The following is a 22,519-nucleotide window of genomic DNA, read 5'->3' on the forward strand; positions in this document are numbered from 1 at the left end:
CCTCACGCACGGAGCTCGAACGTGGTCGCGCCCACCTTCACCGGCACGCCGAGCGGCACCTGCGTCGGGGAGTCGATGCGCTGGCCGTCGACGAACGTGCCGTTCGTCGAGTCGAGGTCCTGCACCACCCAGTCGGAGCCCCAGAGCAGCAGGCGGGCGTGGTGGGTGGAGGTGTAGTCGTCGCGGATCTGCAGGCCGGAGTCGCTCGCGCGGCCGATCGTCAGCGGCTCGCTGCCGAGCGGGATCTCGAGGCCGGCCTTGCCGCCGGAGGTGATGACGAGGTGGGAGGCCGGGCCGCTCGGCTGCACCACCGGGATGCCGGCGCCGGGGGTGACCGGGGAGGTGGGCAGGGACTGGACGGCCGGCGGCCCGGCGGCGGCCATGGGGGCCGGGGCGAAGCGGGCCTCCTCCGGCAGCTTGCGCACGCGGCCGCCGAAGAGGTCGCTGCGCAGCGCGTAGACGACCGCGAACACGAACACCCAGAGCAGCGCGAGGAACGCCACCCTGAGCACGAGCAGCGTGAGCTCGCTCACCGGCCGCTCCGGGGCTGCGCGACGAGCCGGAAGAGGATGCGGGTGCGGCCGATCTGCAGGACCGAGTCGTTCGGGACGGCCGCGCGGGTGAGCCGCGCGCCGTTCAGGGTGGAGCCGTTCGTCGAGCCGAGGTCCCTGGCCTCCGCCTGGCGGCCGTTCCAGAGGATCTCGAGGTGCTTGCGGCTGATGCCGGTGTCCTCCACGGTGATGTCGGCCTCGGTGCCGCGTCCGATCACGGTCCTCGGCCCGATCGGGTAGCGGCGGCCGTCGATCTCGAGCACCGGCGCCCAGTCGACCTCCACCCGCTCCGTCGCGGACTCGACCTCGAGCATCCCGATGGCGAGGCCGTCGTCGGGCTCCAGGGTGATGACCGGCGGCGACGCCATCTGGTAGCGCTGCTCCGTCACGTACTGCGTCAGCAGGCCGGTCAGCTCGTCGATCAGCGGCTGCCCCAACGCGGTCATCGCGATGTGGTCGCCCTCGCTCATCCGCACGACGAACCGGTTGGGGACCAGGATGCGGTCGCGGGCGACCGGGGAGGCGTGCGTGTCGACCTCGCGGCGCAGCGCCGCGGTGATCTCGACGGGCTGCAGTCCCGACCGGAACGTACGGGCGAAGGCGCCGTTGACGGCGCGCTCGAGCCCACGCTCGAAGCTGTCGAGGATGCCCACCGTCGTCGATTCCCTGTCCTGTCGCGCGGCCGCTCCCGCGATTTCGATCGGGCCAGGGTACCGCGAGCACCTTCGACGGACCGCCGCGGAGCCCCCGCGCGCCGGAGGAGGAATGCCGCGTCGTGCTACTCTCGTCGACCGGCCCCGGCGTCTTGCGGGGCCGGTCACGCGCGAGTGGCGGAATAGGCAGACGCGCACGGTTCAGGTCCGTGTGCCCGAAAGGGCGTGGGGGTTCAACTCCCCCCTCGCGCACGAGAGACGATCCCCGTGGGCCATCGAGGTCCACGGGGATCGCTCATTCCCGGCCGCTACGGTTCGCTCCATGAGCATCGGAACGGGCGTGGCGCTCGTGGTGATCGGCGCCATCCTGTACTTCGCCGTCCACGTCACCGTCTCGGGGATCGACGTCCCCACCGTGGGGCTGATCCTGATGGGGGTCGGCGTGGTCGTCTTCGTCGTCGGGCTGATCCTCGCCTTCCGCGGTCGCCGCAGCGTCACCGTCACCCGCAGGGACGACGTCTGATGCCCGCCGTGCTGCACGTCGTGCTCGTCCAGTGGCGTCCCGACGCCGCGGACTGGGACCGCGAGGCGGTCCGTGTCGCGGTGCGCGGCATGGCGAGCCGCATCCCGGGCATCATCGCGCTCGAGGAGGGCCCGAGCGTCAGCCCGGAGGGCCTCGAGCGGGGTCACGACTACGGCTTCGTGGTGACCTTCGACGACGCGGCGGCGCGCGACTCGTACCTGCCGCATCCCGAGCACCTCGCCGCGGCGGACCGCATCGGCGCGGCGGCGGCCCAGGTCACGGTCTTCGACGTCGCGGCCCGCTGAGCGCCCTCAGTCGGTCGGTTCCAGCTCATCGACCTCGCCGGCGAGATCGCCGACGGCGTTGCAGAGCGCCGCGCTGAAGTCGATCAGCAGCGCCACCTGCTGCTGCAGGTGATCCGTCACGGCCTGCACATCGTCGGAGGCGGCGGCCGCGAAGCCGGCGTTCACCTCGTCGAGGCGCGCGGTGAAGGTGCTGAGGGCGGCGACGAGATCGGTCTGAACGCTCATGCCCTCACGCTAGAGGTTCGGGCCGGGGCGACTCTGACCCCCGTTGCTCGAAGCGGTTCACCCAGTCGGCGATGCGGCCGTCCTGGCCGTCCTCCAGCTCCCACGGCAGCGGCGACACGAGCTGCACTGGCTCCGGCGGGGGCGCGTCGAACGGTCCCGGCCGGCGCACCGTGCCGTAGACGTCGATCTGCGCCGCGTTCCGCAGGCTGCTCGACGTCACCGAGCCGCGCCCGCCGCCGATGCCGACGAGTCGGCGCAGGCGGGCGTTGAAGGACACGCAGTCAGTCTGCCGTGTCCCGCCTGCCGTGTCCCGCGAGCGGATGTCCGTCCCGCTCCTGCTGGTGCAGCGCCGACGGCTTGTGGACCGCCTCGCCGCCGCTCTTCTCGCTCCTCACCAGGTACTGCGGGTCGTCCTTCGAGGCGCGCACCGTGCGGCCGCCGGCCACGGTGTCGCTCGTGATCCTCCGCTCGAGGACACCCTCCGCCTCACCCCCGTGGGACTTCCAGGTGACGTGATCGCCCTTCTTCGGCTCATCAGCCATCCGGCGACGCTGATCCGCGGCCCCTGGGAGCGACCCGGGTCAATCCCCGCCGTGACCGCCGCCCTCGCCGTGACCGCCGCCCTCGCCGTGGCCTCCGCCCTCGCCGTGGCCTCCGCCCTTGCCGTGTCCCGGTTCGAAGCCGTTCCACTTCGCGTGGGGCGCGGCCGGCGCGTGGACGACCGGCTTCGGGACGGCCGTCGGGGTGACCCTCGGCGTGGCGGTGTGCTGCACGGCGGTCACCGTCGCGGGGGCGGATGCGGTCGGCCGGGCGGCCTGCGTGGCGTGTGCGGCGGGCGTGGTCGCAGCCGGGGCAGGAGCACCGGTCGTCGCGACCAGGGCCATCCCACCGCCGAGGACGCCCAGCACGAGCGCGGCTGCGGCGATGGGGACGATCGGCAGGCGGCGCGGTGCGCGCACGAGCGGCGCGGCCTCCGCTGCGGCGGGGAGCACGGCGGTGGGTGCGACGACCTCGGCCGCGACCGTGGGGGCGCCCTCGTCGTCGAACGGGAGGGGCGCCGGGGCAGGATCGGGGGCGACGTCGGGCAGCGGCCACTCGGTCGCGACCTGCACCTGCTCAGCGGTCGGCCGGTCGGCGGGGTCGACCGCGGTCATCGCGGTCAGCAGCATCCGCCATCCGCCGGTGATCCACTCCGGGACCGCGGGCGGTCGCACGAGCCGGGCCGTCGCGGACTCGATCGCGCTGCCCGGGAACGCGTGCTCGCCGGTGAGCGCCTCGAGCGCGATGAGGCCGAGGCTGTACACGTCGGAGGCGCCGTCGATCTCCTCGCCCGAGACCTGCTCGGGGCTGAGATACGCCGCCGTGCCCATCACCTGCCCGGTGGTGGTGAGGGCGGCGGTGTCCTCGCTGACCGCGATGCCGAGGTCCGCGAGCTTCGCGTGCCAGGGGCCGGTGCCCGGCGTGCGGGTGAGCAGCACGTTCGCCGACTTCACGTCGCGGTGCCAGACGCGGGCCGCATGCAGCGCGACGAGGGCGGCAGCGAGGTCGTGCACGATCCGGCGGACGTCCTCGGAGTCGAGCCGTCCCCGCTGGCGCAGCAGCACGCCGAGGTCGGGCCCGCGGACGAGCTCCATGGCGAGCCAGTGCATCGGCCCGGAGTCGGCGAGCTCGATCCCGGTGTCGTAGGCCGCGACGAGGTTCGGATGCTGCACCGCGCCGAGCAGCCGGGCCTCCCGCCGCATCCGCTCGCGCTGCCGGGGGTCGTCGGTCGTGCGCAGCAGCTTCACGGCGACGTCCCGGTCGAAGCGGAGGTCGCGGGCACGCCGCACGGTGCCCATCCCGCCGTGGCCGATGGCGGGGCCGAGCCGGTACCGGCCGCCGATCAGCTCGTCGCGTTCAGGCATCCGCGCAGACTAGACAGCGCCGCCCGGGGACCGGGGGCACGACGCGCGACGCCCAGCCGTCCCGCATGCGGAGCGCTGCCCTGGACGGATCGCGCCGTTCCGGAGATCTCGGCCGACACGCCGGGCGGATGAACCTTCCACCGGCGTGTCGCGCAGGAACTCCGGATCCGCGCGATGAACGCGCGCGGAGGCGCCCCGGCCGGACGGACGGGCCCGTCAGTGGTGCGACTCGCGCCAGACCCGCTCGAACGGCAGCCGCCACGCGTACGGCGCGATGAGCTGGTGGATCGCGTTCGGACCCCAGCTGCCGACCGCGTACGGCCGCACGGGGGGCGGGTCGTCGAGCAGCGGCTGCGAGACCTCCCACAGGCGCTCGATGCCCTCGGCGGTGGTGAACAGCGTGTGGTCGCCGCGCATCGCGTCGAGGATGAGCCGCTCGTACGCCTCGAGCACGTCCGCCGCGTTCGCCTGCTCCTGCATCGAGAACTGCATGCTGATCTTGTCGAGCCGCATGCCGGGCCCCGGGCGCTTGCCGTAGAACGACAGCGACATCTTCGACGCGTCCGCGAGGTCGAAGGTGAGGTGGTCCGGCCCCTTCGCGCCCACGCCGCTGCCGGCGGGGAACATGCTCCGCGGCGGCTCCTTGAAGGCGATGGAGATGATCCGCTGGCCCTCGGCGAGCTTCTTGCCGGTGCGCAGGTAGAACGGGACGCCCGCCCAGCGCCAGTTGTCGATGAAGCACTTCAGGGCCACGAACGTCTCGGTCTCGCTCTCGGGCGAGACGCCGGGGATGTCCTTGTAGCCGACGTACTGGCCGCGCACGACGTTGTCGGGGTCGATGGGCGTCATCGAGCGGAAGACCTTGTTCTTCTCCTCGCTGATGGCCTGGGGCTCCAACGCCGTGGGCGCCTCCATCGCGACGAAGGCGAGGATCTGGAACAGGTGCGTGACGACCATGTCGCGGTAGGCGCCGGTCGACTCGTAGAACGCCGCCCGCTGCTCGATCCCGAGCGTCTCCGGGACGTCGATCTGGATCTGCTGGATGAAGTTGCGGTTCCAGATCGGCTCGAACAGGCCGTTGCCGAATCGGATGGCGAGGATGTTCTGCGCCGGCTCCTTGCCGAGGAAGTGGTCGATCCGGAAGATCTGCTGCTCGGAGAAGGTGTTGTGCAGGCGCCGGTTCAGCTCGACCGCCGAGGCGAGGTCGGTGCCGAACGGCTTCTCCATGATGATCCGGGAGCCGTCGACGAGCTTCGCGGCCGCGATGGTGTCGACGGCGGCGAGCGCGGCCTTCGGCGGCACGCTCAGGTAGTGGATGCGGCGCGCCTCCGGTCCGAGGCGCTTCTCGGCCTCGTGGACGGCGCGGGCGAGAGCCTGCGGGCCCGCCGAGCTCGGCACGTAGTGGAGCTTGGAGGAGAAGTCCTCCCACTCCTTGTCGTTGAGCGTGCGGCGGTCGAACTCGTCGAGCGCGGCCTTGGCCTGGGCCCGGTACGACTCGTCGTCGAGCTCCTCGAGGGAGGTGCCGACGATCTCGATGTCCGGCGCGAGCGAGGAGAGCACGAGGTTCGCCATCCCCGGCAGCAGCTTGCGCTTCGCGAGATCGCCCGCCGCTCCGAACAGGACGACGACGTGCGGTGCGGTCGCCTGAGCGGCCTTGACGTACTGCCGCTCCACCTGCGTCATGGTCATGGCTCCAGTCTGGCCCACGCCCAGCCTGCGAACAGCAGGGTCCGGGCGGCGAGCGGGGAACGCTCAGCGGGTTGTGACGATCCGGGGGAGGTCGGCGGGCGCCTCCGCGATCGCGAAGGCGCCCGCGGCCTCGGCGGGGTCCCCGTAGCCCCACCTGACGAAGACCGACGGCATGCCGTGCAGGGCCGCCCCTTCGACGTCGTGGATGCGGTCCCCGACCATGACCGGCCGGCTCACGTCGATGCCCTCCCGGGTGAGCAGGCGCAGCGCCCAGGCGATGACATCCGCCTTCTCGCTGCGCGCCTCGTCCTCCGAGGCCCCCGCGATGACGAGGAAGAGGTCGTCGAGGTCGAAGTGGGCGAGGATCCGCCGCGCCTGCAGCTCCGGCTTCGACGTCGCGACGGCGAGCGGCAGACCTGCGTCGCGGATCGCCTCGAGCGCCTGGCGGACGCCCGGGTACGGCCGTGCATCGAAGGCGCCGGTGGCGCCGTACTCGGCCCGGTAGATCCGGAGCGCCTCCTGCGACTGCTCCGGATCGAGCCCGGCGAGGTCGCGCAGGCCGTCGAGGATGGGCGGCCCCACGAACTCGAGCAGACGGCCGGGGGGCGGGATCGGCAGCCCCATCCGCTCGAGTGTGCGGGTGAGCGTGGCGGTGATGCCGGGAGCGGAGTCCATGATCGTGCCGTCGAGGTCGACGAGCACCACGGAGAACGGCGCGAGCGTCAGGTCGGACACGCCGCAACCCTAAGCGGCGCCTCCTGACCGCCCCGCCCCCAGTCCGGGCCCCGCGTCGACTGCGCGAACGACGGAGGAATCCGCTTCCGGCGACGCAGTCATGCGGATCCGGGCCGGTTCTGCGCAGGAACTCCGTCGTGTGCGCTGTGATGACGGCTCAGAAGAGGCGGGCGGGGCCGATCTCCACGCCGCGCATGGCGTCGTAGTCGAGGGTGACGCAGCGGATGCCGCGGTCCTCGGCGAGCGTCCGCGCCTGCGGCTTGATCTCCTGGGCCGCGAAGACGCCGATGACCGGGGCGAGATGCGGGTCCCGGTTCATGAGCTCGAGGTAGCGGGTGAGCTGCTCGACGCCGTCGATCTCACCGCGACGCTTGATCTCGACGGCCACCGCCGCCCCCTCCGGATCGCGGGCGAGGATGTCGACCGGACCGATCGCGGTCATGTGCTCGCGCCGCACGAGCGTGTGCCCCTCGCCGAGCAGGTCGATCTGCTCGGCGAGCAGCCGCTGCAGATCCGCCTCGACGCCGTCCTTCACGAGGCCGGGATCCGAGCCGAGCTCGACCGTCTCGTCGACGAACCGCTCGTGGATCCGGATGATCAGCACGTCACCGGTCTTGCCGTGCCGGACGCGCCAGACCTCCTGCACGCCGCTCGCGACGAGGTCCGCGTCGGGCTCCTCCGTCTCGAGCGAGCAGGGCGGGCTCATCCAGTTCAGGGGCTTGTAGGAGCCGCCGTCCGCGTGCACGAGCACGCTGCCGTCCGCCTTCAGCATGATCAGGCGGCGGGCCGGCGGCAGATGCGCCGAGAGCCGTCCCGCGTAGTCGACCGAACACTCCGCCACCACGAGTCGCACGACGTCCGAGCCTAAGCGGTGGCCTCCGCGGCGCTCACGGCTGCCGATCTGCTGGGTGCTCGTCCCGACGCGCGAGCCGCCCGGGCCCGGGCGCGGGTCGGATCATAGACTCGGGCATCGTGGTCGACACCAGCGCGCACGAATCCGTGGATCCGGCCGTCGGGGGGCTCCCCGCGGGGCTCGACGTCGAGGCCTTCGACCCGGCCGTCCGCGTGCAGGACGACCTCTACCGGCACGTGAACGGTCGCTGGATCGCGGAGGCGACGATCCCGGCCGACCGGGCCCGTTCCGGCGCGTTCCTCGACCTCGTCGACGGTGCCGAGGCCGCGGTGCGCGCGCTCGTCGAGGAATCGCAGCAGGCGGATCCCGGCACGGAGGCGCGGAAGATCGGCGACCTCTACGCCTCCTTCATGGCCGAGGACGCCGTCGAGGCGCGTGGCGCCGAGCCGCTCGCGGAGCCGCTGGCCCTCGTCGCCGCCACCCGCTCGGTGGCCGAGGTCCTCGACGTGCTCGGCTCCCTCGAGCGCACCGGCGCCGGCAGCCTCGTGCAGCTGTTCGTCGACAACGACCCGGGCGATCCGGACCGCTACCTCGTCTTCTTCGAGCAGGGCGGCCTCGGGCTGCCCGATGAGCGCTACTACCGCGACGACGCCTTCGCGACGCACCGCGAGGCGTACCGCACCTTCCTCGCGACCATGTACTCGCTCGCCGGACTCTCGGACGCCGCGACCCGGGCGGATCGTGTGCTCGCGCTCGAGACCGAGATCGCCGCCCAGCACTGGGACGCCGTTCGCACCCGCGACGTGCAGGCCACCTACAACCCGATGAGCTGGGCCGGCCTGGTCTCCGAGGCGGCTGAGCACGGCGCGCTGCTCGAGGCCTGGGCCGCGGGCCTCGCCGCGCCCGCCGGCGCGCTCGACACCGTCGTCGTCCGGCAGCCGAGCTTCCTCACCGGCGTGCTCGGCCTGCTCACCGCCGACCGCCTCGAGGCCTGGCGCGACTGGCTCGCGATCCGCGTCATCCGTCCGCTCGCCCCCTACCTCTCCTCCGCGTTCGTGGACGCGCACTTCGCCTTCACCGGCACCGCGCTCACCGGGACCGAGGAGGTCAAGGCCCGCTGGAAGCGCGGCGTCGCGCTCGCCGAGGGCGTGCTCGGCGAGGCCGTCGGCCGGCTCTACGTGGAACGGCACTTCCCGCCGATCGCGAAGGTGCGGATGGACGTGCTGGTCGCGAACCTCGTCGGCGCCTACCGCGGGTCGATCGGCGAGCTCGAGTGGCTCAGCGACGAGACCCGGGCGAAGGCGCTCATCAAGCTGGCGAAGTTCACGCCGAAGATCGGCTACCCGGTGAAGTGGCGGGACTACTCGCGGCTGGAGGTGACCGCGGACGACCTCGTCGGCAACGTGCGCCGTGCCGCCGCGTTCGAGTTCGACCGCGAGCTCGGCAAGATCGGCAAGCCGGTCGACCGCGACGAGTGGTTCATGACGCCGCAGACCGTCAACGCGTACTACAACCCCGGGCTCAACGAGATCGTGTTCCCGGCCGCCATCCTGCAGGCACCGTTCTTCGACCCGGACCGGGACGACGCGGCGAACTACGGCGGCATCGGCGCGGTGATCGGCCACGAGATCGGGCACGGCTTCGACGACCAGGGCTCGCAGTTCGACGGCGACGGCCGGCTGGAGAACTGGTGGTCCGAGGCCGACCGGGCGGCGTTCGAGGAGCGCACGAAGGCGCTCATCGCCCAGTACGACGAGCTCGTGCCCGAGGGCCTGACCGACCACGTGAACGGCGCGCTGACCATCGGCGAGAACATCGGCGACCTCGGCGGCCTCACCATCGCCTGGAAGGCCTACCTGCTCTCGCTCGAGGGTCGCGAGGCCCCCGTGATCGACGGGCTGACCGGCGCGCAGCGCTTCTTCCTCTCGTGGGCCGCGGTGTGGCGCGAGAAGCGCCGCCAGGCCGAGGCGATCCGGCTGCTCACCATCGACCCGCACTCGCCGCCCGAGTTCCGGTGCAACCAGATCGTCCGGAACCTCGAGGAGTTCCACTCCGCCTTCGACGTCACCGACCAGGACGCGCTGTGGCTGGATCCGACGAAGCGGGTCACGATCTGGTGACCGCCGCGCAGGCGGAGCCCTCACGGAGGGCCCGGCTGCGTGGCGGCGAACCGGGGGCGCGGCACAAGGGCGAGGTGCTGCGCTCCGACTTCACCGACGGCTTCACCGCGCTCGCGCACCTCGCGCTGACCGGTGCGCAGGTGTCGGCGCGCGTGATCGACGTGCGCTCGGGCAAGGCGCTGCTCTCCGTCGACGACCACGTCGTGCTGCCGACCGCATCCATCGGCAAGGTGCTGCTCCTGCTCGAGATCGCCGCGCGTCTCGACGAGCAGGCGCACTCCCGCTACGACCTGCTCGACCGCACCCCCGACGATCTCGTCGGCGACTCCGGCGTCTGGCAGTACCTGCACGCGCCGAGCCTGCCGCTGACCGACCTCGCCTCGCTCGTGGCGGCGACGAGCGACAACCTCGCCACGAACGTGCTGCTGCGGGCCGTCGGCCTCGACGCCGTGCGGGCGCGCGGGGAGTCGCTCGGCCTGAAGCGCACCGCGTTGCTCGACCGGGTGCGCGACCGCCGGGGCCCGGACGACGCCCCGCAGCTGTCGGTCGGCTCCGCCGCCGAGCTCACCACCCTCTTCGCGCGGATCGCCCGCGGCGAGGCTGTGAACCGGGCCGTCTCCTCCCGCGTCTCCGACTGGCTCGCGCTGAACACCGACCTGTCGATGGTCTCCAGCGCCTTCGCCCTCGATCCGCTGAGCCACGTGCGCAGCGACCACGGGCTCAGCCTGTTCAACAAGACCGGCACGGACGCCGGCGTCCGCTCCGAGGCGGGCGTGCTGCGCGGGCCGCGCGCATCCGTGGCCTACACGGTGACCGTGCAGTTCGAGGACCACGTGCACACGACGCGGCTCGCGGTGCTGCAGTCCATGCGCACGATCGGGCTCGACATCCTGGAGTACGTGCACTGAGGGCGGCCCCGTCCCTAGGGTGACGGGATGCCCCGCGTGCGCGTCCACAACTTCTTCCTGTCCCTCGACGGCTTCGGCACCGGGGAGGGGCAGTCGCTCGAGGCGCCCTTCGGTCACGCGGGCATGGGGCTGCAGAGCTGGTTCTTCGGCACCCGCACCTTCCGGGCGATGCAGGGCCGGTCGGACGGATCCGCGGGGATCGACGACCGCTTCGCCGCGTCCTGGGGCGTCGGCATCGGCGCCGAGATCATGGGCCGCCACAAGTTCGGCCCGCAGCGCGGTCCGTGGACCGACGACGGATGGCGGGGCTGGTGGGGCGAGGAGCCCCCCTTCCACACGCCGGTCTTCGTGCTCACGCATCACCCGCGACCCCCGATCGAGATGGAGGGCGGGACGACCTTCCACTTCCTCGACGCGACGCCGCAGGAGGCGCTCGCCGTGGCCACCGAGGCGGCCGGCGGCCTGGACGTGCGGATCGGCGGTGGGGTGCAGACCGTGCGCGAGTTCCTCGCGGCGGACCTCGTCGACGAGCTGCATGCGGTGGTCGCCCCGGTCGTGCTCGGACGGGGCGAGCGGCTCTGGGACGGCCTCGAGGGGCTCGAGGAGCGCTTCACGATCGAGAGCACCTCGTCGCCGAGCGGCGTCACGCACCTCCTGCTGCAGCGGAAGGCGTGAGCCCGGCGACGTTCATCGCGTCGTTCCGGAGTTCTTGCGCGACACGCCGCTGATCGCGCCCCAGCCTCGGCGTGTCGCCCGGTTTCTCCGGAACGGCGCGATGACGGAGGTGCTGAGAACGGCGGGTCGGTCAGCCGGCGAGCTCGGCGCCGTCCTCGCGGGCCGCGGTCGCCGCGGTCGCGGCCTCGATGCCGAACACGGTGGTCAGCGCCTCGGTGAAGCGGTCGGCCTCCCCGGCGGCGGCGAACGCCTTCGCTCGGGTGGAGGGCGCGTGCACGAGGACGCTCGCGAGGTGGCGCATCGCGCGCTCGGTCGCAGGCGTCAGCTCGTCCCGGCGGCGCAGCCGCTCGATCTCCGCCTCGACCTGCTCCAGCACGTGCGCGCGGAACGCGACGACCGCGGGCGTCACGGCGGCGGCCTGCTGGTCGGCCCGGAACTCGGCGACCGCAGCGGAGATGATCTCGCGGGCCTCATCCGTCGCCTGGAGCTCCGGCAGGGGCGCGTGGACGCTGATCGTCTCGAGGTCGAGCAGGGCGACACCCGGCACATCGACGACATCCGGATCGATGTTGCGCGGCAGGCCGAGGTCGATCACGAGCTGGCGGCCCTCGCGGCCGGCCGCCGCACGCGCCCGTCCGAGCCGAGCCGCGTCCAGGATGGGCGTGGTCGCGATGCTGCAGGCGATCACGACATCCGCTGCGGCGAGCCGGCCGGGGAGGTCCTCGGTGGCCACGGCGATCACGCCCTCGCGGCGGGCGAACCGCTCCGCGCGTCCGCTCGGGGAGTAGACGCCGACCTCGGTGACGCCGCGGTCGCGGAGGGCGGCGAGCGTCGCGCCCGCGTAGGTGCCGGTGCCGATCAGCAGGACCCTGACTCGGGCCCAGTCGCCGAGGCGGCTCTCCGCGAGGTCGAGGGCGAGCCGCACGATGCTGCGGCCGGCGAAGCCCACGCGGGTGCGGTTCTGGACCGTGCTCGACGTGCGCGAGGCCCGCTGGAACAGCCGCTCGAGATCGCTCGTCGTCGTACCCGCGCGGCGGGCGGACTCCAACGCGCGCGACACCTGGCCGGCGATCTCGGCCTCGCCGACGACGAGCGACTCGAGGCCGCTCGAGACGGCGAAGAGGTGACCCGGGATCTCGGTGCCCGAGCGCTCCGTGAGCGCGGCGCGGAGGGCATCCGGGTCCACGCCCGCGGCCGCAGCCGCGTGCTGCACCAGGGCGTCGGCAGCGGAGCCGGTCGTCTCGGTCATGTCGAGATAGGCCTCGAATCGGTTGCAGGTCGCGAGCAGCACGACGCCGTCGATGTCCTCGCGCTCCGCGGCGAAGGCCGCCATGGTCTCGGGCGACAGCACCGAGAGCCGCTCCAGCAGGTCGAACCCTGCGGCGCGATAGTCCGCGGTGAGGGCTCTGAGCACGCATGGCAGTGTAGGTCGGCCTGATCGGCGTTCTGTGCGGGGCGAAGGCCGACGGATGGGAGGATCCCCTGCTGTGACCGAGAATCCCCGCAGCCACCGGGCCCCGCTGCTCGCCGCCTACGCCGGCGAGCGGCAGGCGACCCCGCCGGTCTGGTTCATGCGCCAGGCGGGCCGCTCGCTGCCGGAGTACCGGGCCTCGCGCGCCGGCACGGCGATGCTCGACGCCTGCCTCGACCCGGCGCTCGCCGCCGAGATCACGGTGCAGCCGGTGCGCCGCCACGCGGTCGACGCCGCGATCTTCTTCAGCGACATCGTCGTGCCGCTGAAGCTCGCCGGCGTGGACGTCGACATCGTGCCGGGCCGCGGACCCGTGTTCGCGCGCCCCGTCCGCACGCCGGCGGACCTCGACGACCTCGTCGCCCACGAGCTGACGCCCGACGCGCTCGCGCCGATCGAGGCGGCGGTCGCCGCCACCGTCGCGCAGCTCGGCGGCACACCGCTGATCGGCTTCGCGGGCGCGCCCTTCACGCTCGCCAGCTACGTGGTGGAGGGCGGCCCCTCGAAGGACCAGCTGCTCGCCCGAACCCTGCTGCACGCGGATCCGGACGCCTGGCGGCGGCTCACCGCGTGGCTCGCCGACGTCTCCGGGGCGTTCCTCGCCGCGCAGGTGCGCGCGGGCGCTGCCGCCGTGCAGCTCTTCGACTCCTGGGCGGGCGCGCTGTCGGAGGCGGACTACCGTGCCGCGGTGCTCCCCGCATCCGCGCGGACGCTCGCGGCCGTGCAGGGGGTGCCGAAGGTGCACTTCGGCACCGGCACGGCGCTGCTGCTGCCCGCGATGCGCGACGCGGGGGCGGATGTGGTCGGCGTGGACCACCGGCTGCCGCTCGACGCCGCATCCGCGCTGCTCGATCACGCGGTGCCGGTGCAGGGCAACATCGACCCCGCGCTGCTCCAGGCGCCGTGGCCGGTGCTCGAGCGGCACCTCGAGGCCGTCGTCGCGGCGGGCGAGGCGGCCCCGGCGCACGTGCTCAACCTCGGCCACGGCGTGCCGCCCGGCACCGATCCGGATGTGCTCACCCGGATCGTCGAGTGGGTGCACGCACGAGCGTGAGCGGCAGCGCGGTCGTCGTCGGTGGCGGGGTGGGCGGCCTCGTCGCCGCCCGCCGTCTCGCCCTGCAAGGCCGGGACGTCGTGCTGCTCGAGCGGGGCGCACGGCTCGGCGGCCGCGTCGCGCGCGGAACGATCGCCGGCGTCCCGGCGGACACCGGCGCCGAGAGCTTCGCGGTGCGCGGGGGAACCGTGCGGGCGCTCGTCGAGGAGCTGGGGCTCGGCGACGCGCTCGTGGAGCCGCGCGGCAGCGCCTGGGTGGCGCTCGCCGACCGCACCGTGCCGCTGCCGGCCGGCGGCGTGCTCGGCATCCCCGGCTCGCCGCTCGCCGACGACGTGCGCCAGGTGGTCGACACCCGCGGCGCCGTCCGCGCCTACGCCGACCGCCTGCTTCCGGTGCTGAAGGTCGGCCGGTACGAGCGGCTCGGGCCGCTCGTGCGAGGCCGGATGGGGCGCCGCGTGCTCGAGCGACTCGTCGCGCCTGTCGTCGAGTCGGTCTACGGCGTGGACGCCGAGACGGTGCCGGTGGACGCCATCGCGCCGCAGCTGAACACCGCGATCACGCGGACGGGCTCGCTGTCGGCCGCGGTGCTCCACCTCCGGGCCGCGGCGCCGGCCGGCAGCGCGGTGCAGGGCATCGCGGGCGGGGTCACCCGGCTCGTCGACGCGCTGCTGGCCGACCTCGACCGCCTCGGCGTCGACGTGCGGACCGACGCCGAGGTGATCGGCGTGCATCCGGTGCCGCGCGGGCCGGGCTTCACCGTCGTCACCCCCCGCGAGGACGTGCCGGCGGACGTCGTCGTGATCGCCGCGGACGGTGCCGGGGCCCTCGACCTGCTGGGCGACGCGGCGCCCGAGGTGGCGCGCATGCCGCGGCCGGCACCGGCGGTCACGCGCTCGGTGCTGCTCGCCGTCGACGACCCGCGCCTCGACGCGATGCCGCGCGGCAGCGGCGTGCTCCGCGCCGCCGGCCGCTCGGACGTCACGGCGACGGCGCTGACGCACGTGACCGCGAAGTGGCCGTGGGCGGCGGAGGCGCTGCCGGCCGGCCGGCACCTCCTCCGGCTGTCCTACCGCGGCGAGGAGGAGCCCGACGGGTTGCGGGTGGCTGCGGACGCGGAGGCGCTGCTGGGCCTCGTGCCGAGCAGCATCGAGGACCGGCTCGACACCGTCTGGGTCGACACGGCCCCGCCGCTCGCGCCCGAGACCCGGTCCGCGCAACGGGCGCTCAGCGAGCTCGGGCTGCCGGAGGGGCTCGCCGTCACGGGGTCGTGGCGGGCCGGGACCGGGTTGGCGTCCGTCGTGGCCGGGGCGGACGCGGCGGCGCGAGGGCTGGGGTAGGGGGATTCGGTGGTGCCGGCGGGCGATCGGTCCTGCCATCGCACCCCTGGAGCGGAGCGGGGCCCTGAGCTGGACATGGACGGATGGGGTGGATCCGGGTGGGCGGTGTGCCGGGTGTAGGCATCCGTGCTGGGCGTAGGCCGAATCCGGGGTTTCAGCCCTAGGCCGGGCACATTCCCCTACGGCTGGGACGGAGCGGAGCGGCGGCTGCTGAGGCCGTCTCGCTGGCTGACCGTGCTCAGGCCCGCTGCCGTGCGGTCCCTGGTGATCGTCGGAGAACTCCCTGACGGACGTCGGGCCCGCCGATACAGTGGCTCCACCGAAACCGCGAGGGGAATGGAGACACCATGCAGGGCAGGATCGTCTTTCTCGCCGGTGCGGCCGTCGGGTACGTGTTGGGTGCCCGGGCCGGCCGACGCCGCTACGAGCAGATCAAGGCCGCCACGGAGCGGCTGTGGAACGACGAGAAGGTGCAGAACCGGGTCGACCAGGTGGTCGGCAGCGTGCAAGGCTTCGTGAAGGACAAGGCGCCAGAGGTCCAGGACGCGGTCCTCGGCGGAGCGAAGAAGGTGGTGTCGCAGGTGACGAAGCGCAAGAGCGACGCCGACGCAGCGTGAGGCGGCCTGGATGAGCACGCCGAGACCCACCGGGACCGCCTACGCGGCCGGGGACTCCAGGAACCACAAGGACGACAAGGACGCCAAGAAGTCCGTCTTCGCCCTCATCGGTGAGCTGCCGACCCTCGTCACGACCCTCATCCGCGACGAGATCGAGCAGCTCAAGCGCGAGACGGTCACCCGCGTCAAGACGGCGGGCATCGGCATCGGCCTCTTCGTCGGCGCTGCGGTGTTCGCCTACTTCGCGCTCTGGGTGTTCATCGCCACGGCGATCCTCGGCATCGCGACGGCGCTCCCGGCATGGCTCTCGGCACTGATCGTGGCCGTCTTCCTGCTGATCGTCGCCGTCGTGCTCGGCCTGCTCGGCCTCTCGCGCGTCAAGCGCGGGATGCCGCCGGTGCCGCCGGAGGCGCTCGACAGCGTGAAGGACGACGTGAACGCATTCAAGGGGGTTGGGCACTATGACCGCTGACGGCACCGACAAGGACCGCGCGCTCTCGGAGATCCGCTCCGACATCGAGGTCACCAGGCAGCGACTCGCGCAGACCCTCGACGAGATCGAGGACCGGCTCGACGTCCCGAAGCGCTTCAAGAAGGCGGTGGCGGAGGGCCGGGAACGGTTCGACACCATGCGTCAGGAGAACCCCACGCTCGTCTACGGCGTGCTGGGCGGCGCAGCGCTCGCCGTGGCGGGTCTCGGCGCACTCGTGATCCGCGGCGCACGCCGCTGATCGCTCCCTTCCGCAGGTTCTGAGGGCGCCCCCGGGAGGGGGCGCCCTCGTTCTGCGCGGACCCGCATGCACGGTGGGGCACACTTGATGACGGCCCCGCATCGTGGCGGTGGCGGGCGGGCGCCGAGCGGGCGCATCCGCCCCCTGATCGCTTCCGATCGGCGGGCGCTGAAGCGCCGCCGGAAAGAGGACCGAACGCACCATGACGGATTCCGGATTCACCCTGTGGGCCGTGCTGCGGCGGAACCCCGCTGCGGACGTCCTCGCCGACGAGTCGGCGGTCGCCGGCTTCGACGCCGCGGTCCAGGACGCGGCCGGCGCGGGTGTGACGGTGCGCGGGATCTACGACGTGTCTGGCCTCCGCGCCGACGCCGACCTCATGCTCTGGCTGCACGGCGACGACCCCGCCGCGCTGCAGTCGACGCTCCGGAACCTGCGCCGCACCGCGCTGCTGCAGGAGCTCCTGCCCACGTGGAACGCGATGGGCGTGCACCGCGACGCGGAGTTCAACCGCAGCCACGTGCCCGGCTTCCTGCGCGGCGAGCGAGCCCGCGACTGGCTCGTGGTCTACCCGTTCAACCGCTCCTACGACTGGTACGTGCTCGACGAGCAGGACCGCAGCCGCATGCTCGCGGAGCACGGCCGCAAGGGCGCCGCCTACCGCTCGGTGGTCGCCAACACGGTCGCCGCGTTCGCCCTCGGCGACTACGAGTGGATCCTGCCGATGGAGTCCGACTCGTTGACCGACCTCGTCGACATGATGCGCGACCTCCGCGCCACCGACGCCCGCCTGCACGTGCGCGAGGAGGTCCCGTTCTTCACGGGCCGCCGGATCGCCTCCTCCGAGATCCCCGAGGTGGTGCGCTGATGGCCGCCGTCGACCTCGTCCGTGCGGCGAGCGACGCGGCGAAGGAGGGTCCGGAGCACACCGAGGCGCCGGTCGCGTACGACGGCATCCTGCTCGCCAGCTTCGGCGGCCCGGAGGGCCAGGACGACGTCATCCCATTCCTCCGCAACGTGACGCGGGGCCGCGGCATCCCGGACGAGCGGCTCGAGGAGGTCGCGCACCACTACCGCGCGTTCGACGGTGTCAGCCCGATCAACCAGCAGAACCGCGAGCTCAAGGCCGCGCTGGAGGCGGAGCTCGCCGCGCGCGGCATCGACCTGCCCGTCTACTGGGGCAACCGCAACTGGGCGCCGTACCTGAACGAGGCGCTGCAGCAGGCGGCCGCCGACGGCCGGAGCACGCTGATCGCCGTCGACACGAGCGCCTACAGCTCGTACTCGTCGTGCCGCCAGTACCGCGAGGACTTCGCCCGTGCACTCGACGAGACGGGGCTCGAGGGCCGGATGGTCATCGACAAGGTGCGCCAGTACTTCGACCACCCCGGCTTCGTCGCGCCGTTCACCGAGGGCGTCGAGGCCGGCCTGAAGGAGCTCGAGGAGCGCCTTCCGGGCGTGGACCTCGTGACTGAGACGCGTGTGCTGTTCTCCACGCACTCCATCCCCTCGTCGGACGCCGAGCGCAGCGGTCCGTCGTTCCGGGGCTTCGGCCCCGGCGGCGCCTACGAGGCGCAGCACCGGGCCGTGGCGGACGTCGTGATGCAGCGGGTCGGCCGGGGCGTTGCGTGGGAGCTCGTCTTCCAGTCCCGCAGCGGCCCCCCGAGCCAGCCATGGCTCGAGCCCGACGTGAACGACGTGATCCGCCGCCTCGCCGCAGACGGGATCCGCGGCGTGCTGATCGTGCCCCTCGGCTTCGTGTCGGACCATATGGAGGTCAAGTGGGACCTCGATACCGAGGCGATGGAGACCGCCGAGGAGACCGGCGTCGTGGCGGTGCGAACGCCGACGCCCGGCATCCACCCGGCCTACGTGTCCGGGCTGATCGACCTGGTGCTCGAGCGGCGGGACGGCGTGCCGGCGGCGGAGCGCCCGGCCGAGACCGCGCTCGGCCCCTGGTACGACGTGTGCCGCTCCGGCTGCTGCGAGAACGTGCGGCTCGGCTTCCGTCCCGTGGTCGCCGGCCTGACGCCATGACCATCCGCATCGCGACCCGCGGCAGCGCGCTCGCCCTCGCGCAGGCGGGCACGGTGCGTGACGCGATCGAGGCCGGCGGGGACGCGTGCGAGCTGATCGTCGTGCGCACCGACGGCGACGTCTCGCAGGCGTCGCTCGCGCAGATCGGCGGCACGGGGGTCTTCGCCGGGGCGCTGCGCCGCAGCCTGCTCGCCGGGGAGTGCGACCTCGTCGTGCACTCGCTGAAGGACCTGCCGGTGCTGCCGGCGCCCGGCCTCGTCGTCGCAGCGGTGCCCGCCCGAGAGGACGCCCGGGACGCGCTCTGCGCCCGCGACGGCCTCACCCTCGGCACGCTGCCCGCCGGCGCGACCGTCGGCACCGGGTCGCCCCGCCGCCGGGCGCAGCTGCTCGAGCGCCGGCCCGACCTCGACGTGCGCGACCTCCGCGGCAACGTCGACACCCGGCTCGGCCAGGTGACCGACGGCCGCCTCGACGCCGTCGTGCTGTCGCTCGCGGGCCTCTCGCGGCTCGGCCGGGCCGACGCGGTCACCGAGGTCCTGCCCCTCGACGAGTGGCCCACCGCCGCGGGCCAGGGCGCGCTCGGGCTCGAGATCCGCCAGTCGGATGCCGCGACGCTCGCGACCGGGTCACCCTCCCCGGTGGCCGTCGCCGTGCGCCGGCTCGCGGATCCGATCGCCGAGGCCGCCGCATCCGCCGAGCGCACCGTGCTCGGCCGCCTCGAGGCGGGTTGCGTCGCACCGATCGGCGTCGCCAGCGCCGTCGCCGACGGGTTCGTGGCCCTGTGGGCGAGCGTGCACGAGCCGGGCGGCGGCCAGCACCTCGACCGCCGGATCGAGGCGACCACGACCGGCGCGGACGCCGCCGAGGTGCTCGCCGCGGCGGCGCTCCGGCTCGCGGACGAGCTGCTCGACGCGGGCGCCGGCGCGCTCGCGCCCCTGGGAGGTGCCGCATGACCACGGTGAAACCGCTGCGCGGCTGGACCGTGCTCGTGCCGAGGGGCGGCCCGTGGGGTGACGGCATCGCCGCCGAGCTGCGCGCTCGCGGGGCCTCCCCCGTCGTGGCCCCCTCCATCAACTTCGCCGGCACCGAGGACTCGGCGGCGCTCACCGCCGCGCTCGAGCGCCTCGAGGCGGGCGCGTTCCACTGGATGAGCGTCACGAGCGCGACCACGGTCGACGTGCTCTCCGCGCACGGCGTGCGGATCCCCGAGCAGACCCAGGTCGCGGCGGTCGGCGAGACGACCGCCGCCGCCCTGACGGCGGCCGGCTACCGCGTCGACTTCACCCCGCGCCGCGACAACTCCGCGGCGGGGCTGCTCGCCGAGTGGGCCGACGCGACCGGCGGCGCCGAGCACCTGCGCATCCTCGCGCTCCGTAGCGACATCGCGAAGCCCGTGCTGACCGACGGGCTGCGGGCCGCCGGGCACGACGTCGAGTCCGTGGTCGCGTACCGCACCGTCGGCGTGCCGATCGCGTCCGAGATCATCACGGATGTGGGCGCCGGCCGGTTCGACGCGATCCTCGTGACCTCCGGCAGCGTGGCGAACCAGATCGCCCTGCAGATCGGCCTCGTGCCCTCCCGCACCGTGCTCGCCTGCATCGGCCCGCGCACCGCCGCCGACGCGGAGGCCGCGGGGCTGCGGGTCGACCTCGTCGCGCGGGAGCGCTCGAGCGCCTCCCTCATCCGCACGCTCGAGGAGCTGGCCGTCCACCGGCAGGAGCGCGACCAGGACCGCCCACAGGAGCAGGGACCACTCGCATGACCTCGTTGACCGTTCGTCCGCGCCGCCTCCGGCAGAGCGCCGCTGTGCGCCGCCTGATGGCGGAGACGCGCCTCGACCCCGCGCAGCTGGTGCTGCCGATGTTCGTCAAGGAGGGCCTCGACGAGCCGCGGCCGATCACCTCCATGCCGGGCGTCGTGCACCACTCGCTCGACAGCCTCCGTGCCGCCGCCGTCGAAGCGGCGGAGGCCGGCATCGGCGGCGTCATGCTCTTCGGTATCCCCGAGCACCGGGACGGCATCGGCTCAGGCGCGACCGACCCGGACGGCGTGCTGAACGTCGCCACCCGCGCCGTCGCGGCCGAGGTGGGCGACGCGCTCGTCGTGCAGACCGACCTCTGCCTCGACGAGTTCACCGACCACGGCCACTGCGGCGTGCTCGCCGCCGACGGCTCGGTCGACAACGACGCGACCCTGATCCGCTACCGCGACATGGCGCTCGCCCAGGCGGATGCGGGATCCGCGCTGCTCGGCCTGTCGGGGATGATGGACGGCCAGGTCGCCGCGGTGCGCGAGGCGCTGGACGAGGCCGGGCGCAGCGACGTGCTGATCCTCGGCTACGCCGCCAAGTACGCCTCGTCCTTCTACGGCCCCTTCCGCGACGCGGTCGAGTCCGCGCTGCAGGGCGACCGGCGCACGTACCAGCTCGACCCCGCGAACCGTCGCGAGGGCCGACGCGAGGCCGCGCTCGACATCGAGCAGGGCGCCGACGTCGTCATGGTGAAGCCCGCCATGAGCTACCTCGACGTGCTCGCCGACGTCGCCGAGACGAGCCCGGTGCCCGTCTGGGCGTACCAGGTGTCGGGGGAGTACGCGATGGTCGAGGCCGCCGCCGCGAACGGCTGGATCGACCGCGACCGCGCCGTGCTCGAGACGATCACGGGCATCCGGCGCGCGGGCGCCGACGCGGTGCTCACCTACTGGGCCGTCGAGGCAGCCGGATGGCTGAGGGACCGATGACGCCGACGAACAGCGAGCTCTTCGCCCGCGCGAAGCAGGTCATCCCCGGCGGCGTGAACTCGCCGGTGCGCGCCTACGGCTCCGTCGGCGGGGTGCCGCGGTTCGTCGCCGCCGCCCGCGGACCGCACGTGATCGACGCGGCGGGCCGGGAGTACGTGGACCTCGTCGCGAGCTGGGGACCCGCCATCCTCGGCCACGCGCATCCGCAGGTCGTCGAGGCGGTGCAGCGGGCGGCGGCGAAGGGCCTCTCCTTCGGCGCGCCGACCGAGGGCGAGGTCGAGCTCGCCGAGCTCGTGCGCGGCCGCGTCGTGCGCGACGGCCGGGCGCCGATCGAGCGCCTCCGGCTCGTCTCGACGGGCACCGAGGCGACGATGACCGCCATCCGCCTGGCGCGCGGCTTCACCGGGCGCGACCTGATCGTGAAGTTCGCCGGGCACTACCACGGCCACTCGGACGGGCTGCTCGCCGAGGCCGGCTCGGGCGTCGCGACCCTCGCGCTGCCCGCGTCCGCCGGAGTGCCCGCGCCGATCGCCGCGCAGACCCTCGTGCTGCCGTACAACGACGAGGCCGCGCTTCGGCAGGCGTTCGAGGCGCATCCGGACGCCATCGCCGCCGTCATCACCGAGGCCGCCGCGGCGAACATGGGCGTCGTCGCGCCGCAGCCGGGCTTCAACCGCGCGATCGCGGAGATCGCCCACGCGAACGGCGCCCTGCTCGTCTCGGACGAGGTGCTCACCGGCTTCCGTGTCTCGGCCGGCGGCTGGTGGGCGATCGAGCCGGACGGCCCCGTCGACGTCGACCTGATCACGTTCGGCAAGGTCATCGGCGGAGGCATGCCGCTCGCCGCGCTCGGCGGCCGGGCGGAGGTCATGGACCGCCTCGCGCCGCTCGGCCCCGTCTATCAGGCGGGCACGCTGTCCGGGAACCCGGTGGCCGTCGCCGCCGGAATCGCCACCCTGCAGGCCGCCGACGCCGACGTGTACGCGCGGATCGACGCGGCCGCCGAGCGCGTGATCGCCGCCGTGCACGCGGCGCTCGACGCCGAGGGGGTCGCGCACGCGATCCCGCGCGCCGGCAGCCTGTTCAGCGTCGCGTTCGGGCTCGAAACGGACCCGAAGGACTACGACGAGGTGCGTGCCCAGGAGGGCTGGCGGCATCCGCCGTTCTTCCACGCGATGCTCGAGCAGGGCGTGAGCCTGCCGCCGTCGGTGTACGAGGCGTGGTTCCTGACGGCCGCGCACGACGACGCGGCGCTCAGTCGCATCGAGGAGGCGCTGCCGGCCGCCGCCAAGGCCGCCGCCGCGGCGACGCCTCCCGCCGCGGCGACGCCTCCCGCCGCGGCCTCCCCGGCCTCCCCGGCCTGACTGTTGCCACTTTTTGCGATCTTGAGGG

26 protein-coding genes and 1 tRNA gene are annotated in these 22,519 nt (G+C 73.6%); 17 read left to right on the forward strand and 10 right to left on the reverse strand.

All coding sequences use genetic code 11. The features are described from left to right. Positions 1 to 2: 2 nt before the first annotated feature. Both VIG76_RS02155 and VIG76_RS02160 read right to left on the reverse strand, forming a co-directional pair. Positions 3 to 533 carry an FHA domain-containing protein FhaB/FipA gene (locus tag VIG76_RS02155; RefSeq protein ID WP_331950553.1) on the reverse strand — a complete coding sequence of 177 codons (531 nt, stop codon included), beginning with the start codon at positions 531 to 533 and terminating at the stop codon, positions 3 to 5. Further along, entirely contained in the window at positions 530 to 1,204 is a 675-nt protein-coding gene (locus VIG76_RS02160) for a DUF3662 and FHA domain-containing protein (protein WP_331950555.1), read from the reverse strand. Before VIG76_RS02160 ends, VIG76_RS02155 begins: the two co-directional genes overlap by 4 nt. 168 nt (positions 1,205 to 1,372) lie before the next feature. Between VIG76_RS02160 and VIG76_RS02165 the strand changes: the two genes are divergently transcribed. The 3 genes from VIG76_RS02165 to VIG76_RS02175 all read left to right on the forward strand — a co-directional run bounded on the left by VIG76_RS02165 (position 1,373) and on the right by VIG76_RS02175 (position 2,032). Then, a tRNA-Leu gene (locus VIG76_RS02165) sits at positions 1,373 to 1,456 on the forward strand. A 70-nt stretch (positions 1,457 to 1,526) separates the two neighbouring features. Further along, entirely contained in the window at positions 1,527 to 1,727 is a 201-nt protein-coding gene (locus VIG76_RS02170; RefSeq protein WP_331950557.1) for a DUF6458 family protein, read from the forward strand. Then, on the forward strand, positions 1,727 to 2,032 hold the full coding sequence (locus VIG76_RS02175; RefSeq protein WP_331950559.1) for a Dabb family protein: 306 nt from the start codon (positions 1,727 to 1,729) through the stop codon (positions 2,030 to 2,032). Before VIG76_RS02170 ends, VIG76_RS02175 begins: the two co-directional genes overlap by 1 nt. A gap of 6 nt (positions 2,033 to 2,038) precedes the next feature. Here VIG76_RS02175 and VIG76_RS02180 read toward each other — a convergent pair whose 3' ends face one another. From VIG76_RS02180 to nucS, 7 genes are all read right to left on the reverse strand, one after another. Next, on the reverse strand, positions 2,039 to 2,257 hold the full coding sequence (locus tag VIG76_RS02180) for a hypothetical protein (protein WP_331950561.1): 219 nt from the start codon (positions 2,255 to 2,257) through the stop codon (positions 2,039 to 2,041). Positions 2,258 to 2,261: 4 nt separating this feature from the next. Further along, positions 2,262 to 2,534 (reverse strand): hypothetical protein, encoded by a 273-nt coding sequence (locus VIG76_RS02185; RefSeq protein WP_331950563.1) that lies wholly within the window; start codon positions 2,532 to 2,534, stop codon positions 2,262 to 2,264. A gap of 4 nt (positions 2,535 to 2,538) precedes the next feature. Next, positions 2,539 to 2,799: a hypervirulence associated TUDOR domain-containing protein gene (locus VIG76_RS02190; RefSeq protein WP_331950565.1), complete on the reverse strand. Its 261-nt coding sequence runs from the start codon at positions 2,797 to 2,799 to the stop codon at positions 2,539 to 2,541. 39 nt (positions 2,800 to 2,838) lie between these two features. Continuing rightward, complete coding sequence (locus VIG76_RS02195) at positions 2,839 to 4,161, reverse strand: serine/threonine-protein kinase (protein WP_331950567.1); 1,323 nt, start codon at positions 4,159 to 4,161, stop codon at positions 2,839 to 2,841. Positions 4,162 to 4,377: 216 nt separating this feature from the next. Continuing rightward, positions 4,378 to 5,844: a glucose-6-phosphate dehydrogenase gene (gene zwf, locus VIG76_RS02200; RefSeq protein WP_331950637.1), complete on the reverse strand. Its 1,467-nt coding sequence runs from the start codon at positions 5,842 to 5,844 to the stop codon at positions 4,378 to 4,380. 69 nt (positions 5,845 to 5,913) lie between these two features. Beyond that, entirely contained in the window at positions 5,914 to 6,585 is a 672-nt protein-coding gene (locus VIG76_RS02205) for an HAD hydrolase-like protein (protein WP_331950569.1), read from the reverse strand. A 157-nt stretch (positions 6,586 to 6,742) separates the two neighbouring features. Further along, on the reverse strand, positions 6,743 to 7,438 hold the full coding sequence (gene nucS, locus VIG76_RS02210; RefSeq protein ID WP_331950571.1) for an endonuclease NucS: 696 nt from the start codon (positions 7,436 to 7,438) through the stop codon (positions 6,743 to 6,745). Between the two features lie 119 nt (positions 7,439 to 7,557). Here nucS and VIG76_RS02215 point away from each other — a divergent pair, with 119 nt between their 5' ends. Genes VIG76_RS02215 through VIG76_RS02225 form a run of 3 tightly spaced genes read left to right on the forward strand, consistent with a single transcriptional unit; the run spans position 7,558 to position 11,141 of the window. Then, positions 7,558 to 9,558 (forward strand): M13 family metallopeptidase, encoded by a 2,001-nt coding sequence (locus VIG76_RS02215; RefSeq protein ID WP_414640597.1) that lies wholly within the window; start codon positions 7,558 to 7,560, stop codon positions 9,556 to 9,558. Next, positions 9,555 to 10,466, forward strand: a complete 912-nt coding sequence (locus tag VIG76_RS02220; RefSeq protein WP_331950573.1) for a serine hydrolase — start codon at positions 9,555 to 9,557, stop codon at positions 10,464 to 10,466. The genes VIG76_RS02215 and VIG76_RS02220 overlap by 4 nt, the downstream gene beginning before the upstream one ends. Positions 10,467 to 10,493: 27 nt before the next feature. Beyond that, the gene (locus VIG76_RS02225) at positions 10,494 to 11,141 is read left to right on the forward strand and encodes a dihydrofolate reductase family protein (RefSeq protein WP_331950575.1); all 648 of its coding nucleotides are present in this window, start codon (positions 10,494 to 10,496) and stop codon (positions 11,139 to 11,141) included. Between the two features lie 130 nt (positions 11,142 to 11,271). On the opposite strand, the gene VIG76_RS02230 is transcribed toward VIG76_RS02225, so the two are convergent. Next, entirely contained in the window at positions 11,272 to 12,555 is a 1,284-nt protein-coding gene (locus VIG76_RS02230; RefSeq protein WP_331950577.1) for a glutamyl-tRNA reductase, read from the reverse strand. 55 nt (positions 12,556 to 12,610) lie between these two features. Here VIG76_RS02230 and hemE point away from each other — a divergent pair, with 55 nt between their 5' ends. The 11 genes from hemE (at position 12,611) to hemL (ending at position 22,491) form a co-directional block, all read left to right on the forward strand. Continuing rightward, positions 12,611 to 13,666 carry a uroporphyrinogen decarboxylase gene (gene hemE / locus VIG76_RS02235; RefSeq protein WP_414640598.1) on the forward strand — a complete coding sequence of 352 codons (1,056 nt, stop codon included), beginning with the start codon at positions 12,611 to 12,613 and terminating at the stop codon, positions 13,664 to 13,666. Further along, positions 13,645 to 15,003, forward strand: coding sequence for a protoporphyrinogen/coproporphyrinogen oxidase (locus tag VIG76_RS02240; protein WP_331950581.1), 1,359 nt, complete (start codon positions 13,645 to 13,647; stop codon positions 15,001 to 15,003). Before hemE ends, VIG76_RS02240 begins: the two co-directional genes overlap by 22 nt. Positions 15,004 to 15,350: 347 nt before the next feature. Next, positions 15,351 to 15,620, forward strand: a complete 270-nt coding sequence (locus VIG76_RS02245; RefSeq protein WP_331950583.1) for a YtxH domain-containing protein — start codon at positions 15,351 to 15,353, stop codon at positions 15,618 to 15,620. Positions 15,621 to 15,630: 10 nt separating this feature from the next. Then, entirely contained in the window at positions 15,631 to 16,092 is a 462-nt protein-coding gene (locus VIG76_RS02250) for a phage holin family protein (protein WP_331950585.1), read from the forward strand. Continuing rightward, the gene (locus VIG76_RS02255) at positions 16,082 to 16,351 is read left to right on the forward strand and encodes a DUF3618 domain-containing protein (RefSeq protein ID WP_331950587.1); all 270 of its coding nucleotides are present in this window, start codon (positions 16,082 to 16,084) and stop codon (positions 16,349 to 16,351) included. Before VIG76_RS02250 ends, VIG76_RS02255 begins: the two co-directional genes overlap by 11 nt. A gap of 202 nt (positions 16,352 to 16,553) precedes the next feature. After that, positions 16,554 to 17,219: a hydrogen peroxide-dependent heme synthase gene (gene hemQ / locus VIG76_RS02260; RefSeq protein WP_331950589.1), complete on the forward strand. Its 666-nt coding sequence runs from the start codon at positions 16,554 to 16,556 to the stop codon at positions 17,217 to 17,219. Beyond that, a complete protein-coding gene (locus VIG76_RS02265; protein WP_331950591.1) occupies positions 17,219 to 18,388 on the forward strand; it encodes a ferrochelatase in 1,170 nt (389 codons plus the stop codon). The genes hemQ and VIG76_RS02265 overlap by 1 nt, the downstream gene beginning before the upstream one ends. Then, positions 18,385 to 19,341 carry a hydroxymethylbilane synthase gene (gene hemC, locus VIG76_RS02270; RefSeq protein ID WP_331950593.1) on the forward strand — a complete coding sequence of 319 codons (957 nt, stop codon included), beginning with the start codon at positions 18,385 to 18,387 and terminating at the stop codon, positions 19,339 to 19,341. Before VIG76_RS02265 ends, hemC begins: the two co-directional genes overlap by 4 nt. Next, a complete protein-coding gene (locus VIG76_RS02275) occupies positions 19,338 to 20,150 on the forward strand; it encodes a uroporphyrinogen-III synthase (RefSeq protein WP_331950595.1) in 813 nt (270 codons plus the stop codon). The genes hemC and VIG76_RS02275 overlap by 4 nt, the downstream gene beginning before the upstream one ends. Next, on the forward strand, positions 20,147 to 21,127 hold the full coding sequence (gene hemB / locus VIG76_RS02280) for a porphobilinogen synthase (protein ID WP_331950597.1): 981 nt from the start codon (positions 20,147 to 20,149) through the stop codon (positions 21,125 to 21,127). The genes VIG76_RS02275 and hemB overlap by 4 nt, the downstream gene beginning before the upstream one ends. Beyond that, positions 21,109 to 22,491, forward strand: coding sequence for a glutamate-1-semialdehyde 2,1-aminomutase (hemL, locus tag VIG76_RS02285; protein ID WP_414640599.1), 1,383 nt, complete (start codon positions 21,109 to 21,111; stop codon positions 22,489 to 22,491). Before hemB ends, hemL begins: the two co-directional genes overlap by 19 nt. The last annotated feature ends 28 nt before the right edge of the window (positions 22,492 to 22,519 follow it).

The sequence above is a fragment of the Amnibacterium sp. genome (assembly GCF_036559085.1).
Classification (GTDB): domain Bacteria; phylum Actinomycetota; class Actinomycetes; order Actinomycetales; family Microbacteriaceae; genus Amnibacterium.

Bases quoted from the DNA above. Each gene is read 5' to 3' on its own strand.
- hemL (WP_414640599.1), top strand. From the start codon at position 21,109: ATGGCTGAGGGACCGATGACGCCGACGAACAGCGAGCTCTTCGCCCGC.
- hemC (WP_331950593.1), top strand. From the start codon at position 18,385: ATGACCATCCGCATCGCGACCCGCGGCAGCGCGCTCGCCCTCGCGCAG.
- VIG76_RS02255 (WP_331950587.1), top strand. From the start codon at position 16,082: ATGACCGCTGACGGCACCGACAAGGACCGCGCGCTCTCGGAGATCCGC.
- VIG76_RS02195 (WP_331950567.1), bottom strand. From the start codon at position 4,161: ATGCCTGAACGCGACGAGCTGATCGGCGGCCGGTACCGGCTCGGCCCC.
- VIG76_RS02225 (WP_331950575.1), top strand. From the start codon at position 10,494: ATGCCCCGCGTGCGCGTCCACAACTTCTTCCTGTCCCTCGACGGCTTC.
- VIG76_RS02190 (WP_331950565.1), bottom strand. From the start codon at position 2,799: ATGGCTGATGAGCCGAAGAAGGGCGATCACGTCACCTGGAAGTCCCAC.
- VIG76_RS02250 (WP_331950585.1), top strand. From the start codon at position 15,631: ATGAGCACGCCGAGACCCACCGGGACCGCCTACGCGGCCGGGGACTCC.
- VIG76_RS02245 (WP_331950583.1), top strand. From the start codon at position 15,351: ATGCAGGGCAGGATCGTCTTTCTCGCCGGTGCGGCCGTCGGGTACGTG.
- VIG76_RS02265 (WP_331950591.1), top strand. From the start codon at position 17,219: ATGGCCGCCGTCGACCTCGTCCGTGCGGCGAGCGACGCGGCGAAGGAG.
- VIG76_RS02170 (WP_331950557.1), top strand. From the start codon at position 1,527: ATGAGCATCGGAACGGGCGTGGCGCTCGTGGTGATCGGCGCCATCCTG.
- hemQ (WP_331950589.1), top strand. From the start codon at position 16,554: ATGACGGATTCCGGATTCACCCTGTGGGCCGTGCTGCGGCGGAACCCC.
- hemB (WP_331950597.1), top strand. From the start codon at position 20,147: ATGACCTCGTTGACCGTTCGTCCGCGCCGCCTCCGGCAGAGCGCCGCT.
- hemE (WP_414640598.1), top strand. From the start codon at position 12,611: ATGGGAGGATCCCCTGCTGTGACCGAGAATCCCCGCAGCCACCGGGCC.
- zwf (WP_331950637.1), bottom strand. From the start codon at position 5,844: ATGACGCAGGTGGAGCGGCAGTACGTCAAGGCCGCTCAGGCGACCGCA.
- VIG76_RS02175 (WP_331950559.1), top strand. From the start codon at position 1,727: ATGCCCGCCGTGCTGCACGTCGTGCTCGTCCAGTGGCGTCCCGACGCC.
- VIG76_RS02275 (WP_331950595.1), top strand. From the start codon at position 19,338: ATGACCACGGTGAAACCGCTGCGCGGCTGGACCGTGCTCGTGCCGAGG.
- VIG76_RS02180 (WP_331950561.1), bottom strand. From the start codon at position 2,257: ATGAGCGTTCAGACCGATCTCGTCGCCGCCCTCAGCACCTTCACCGCG.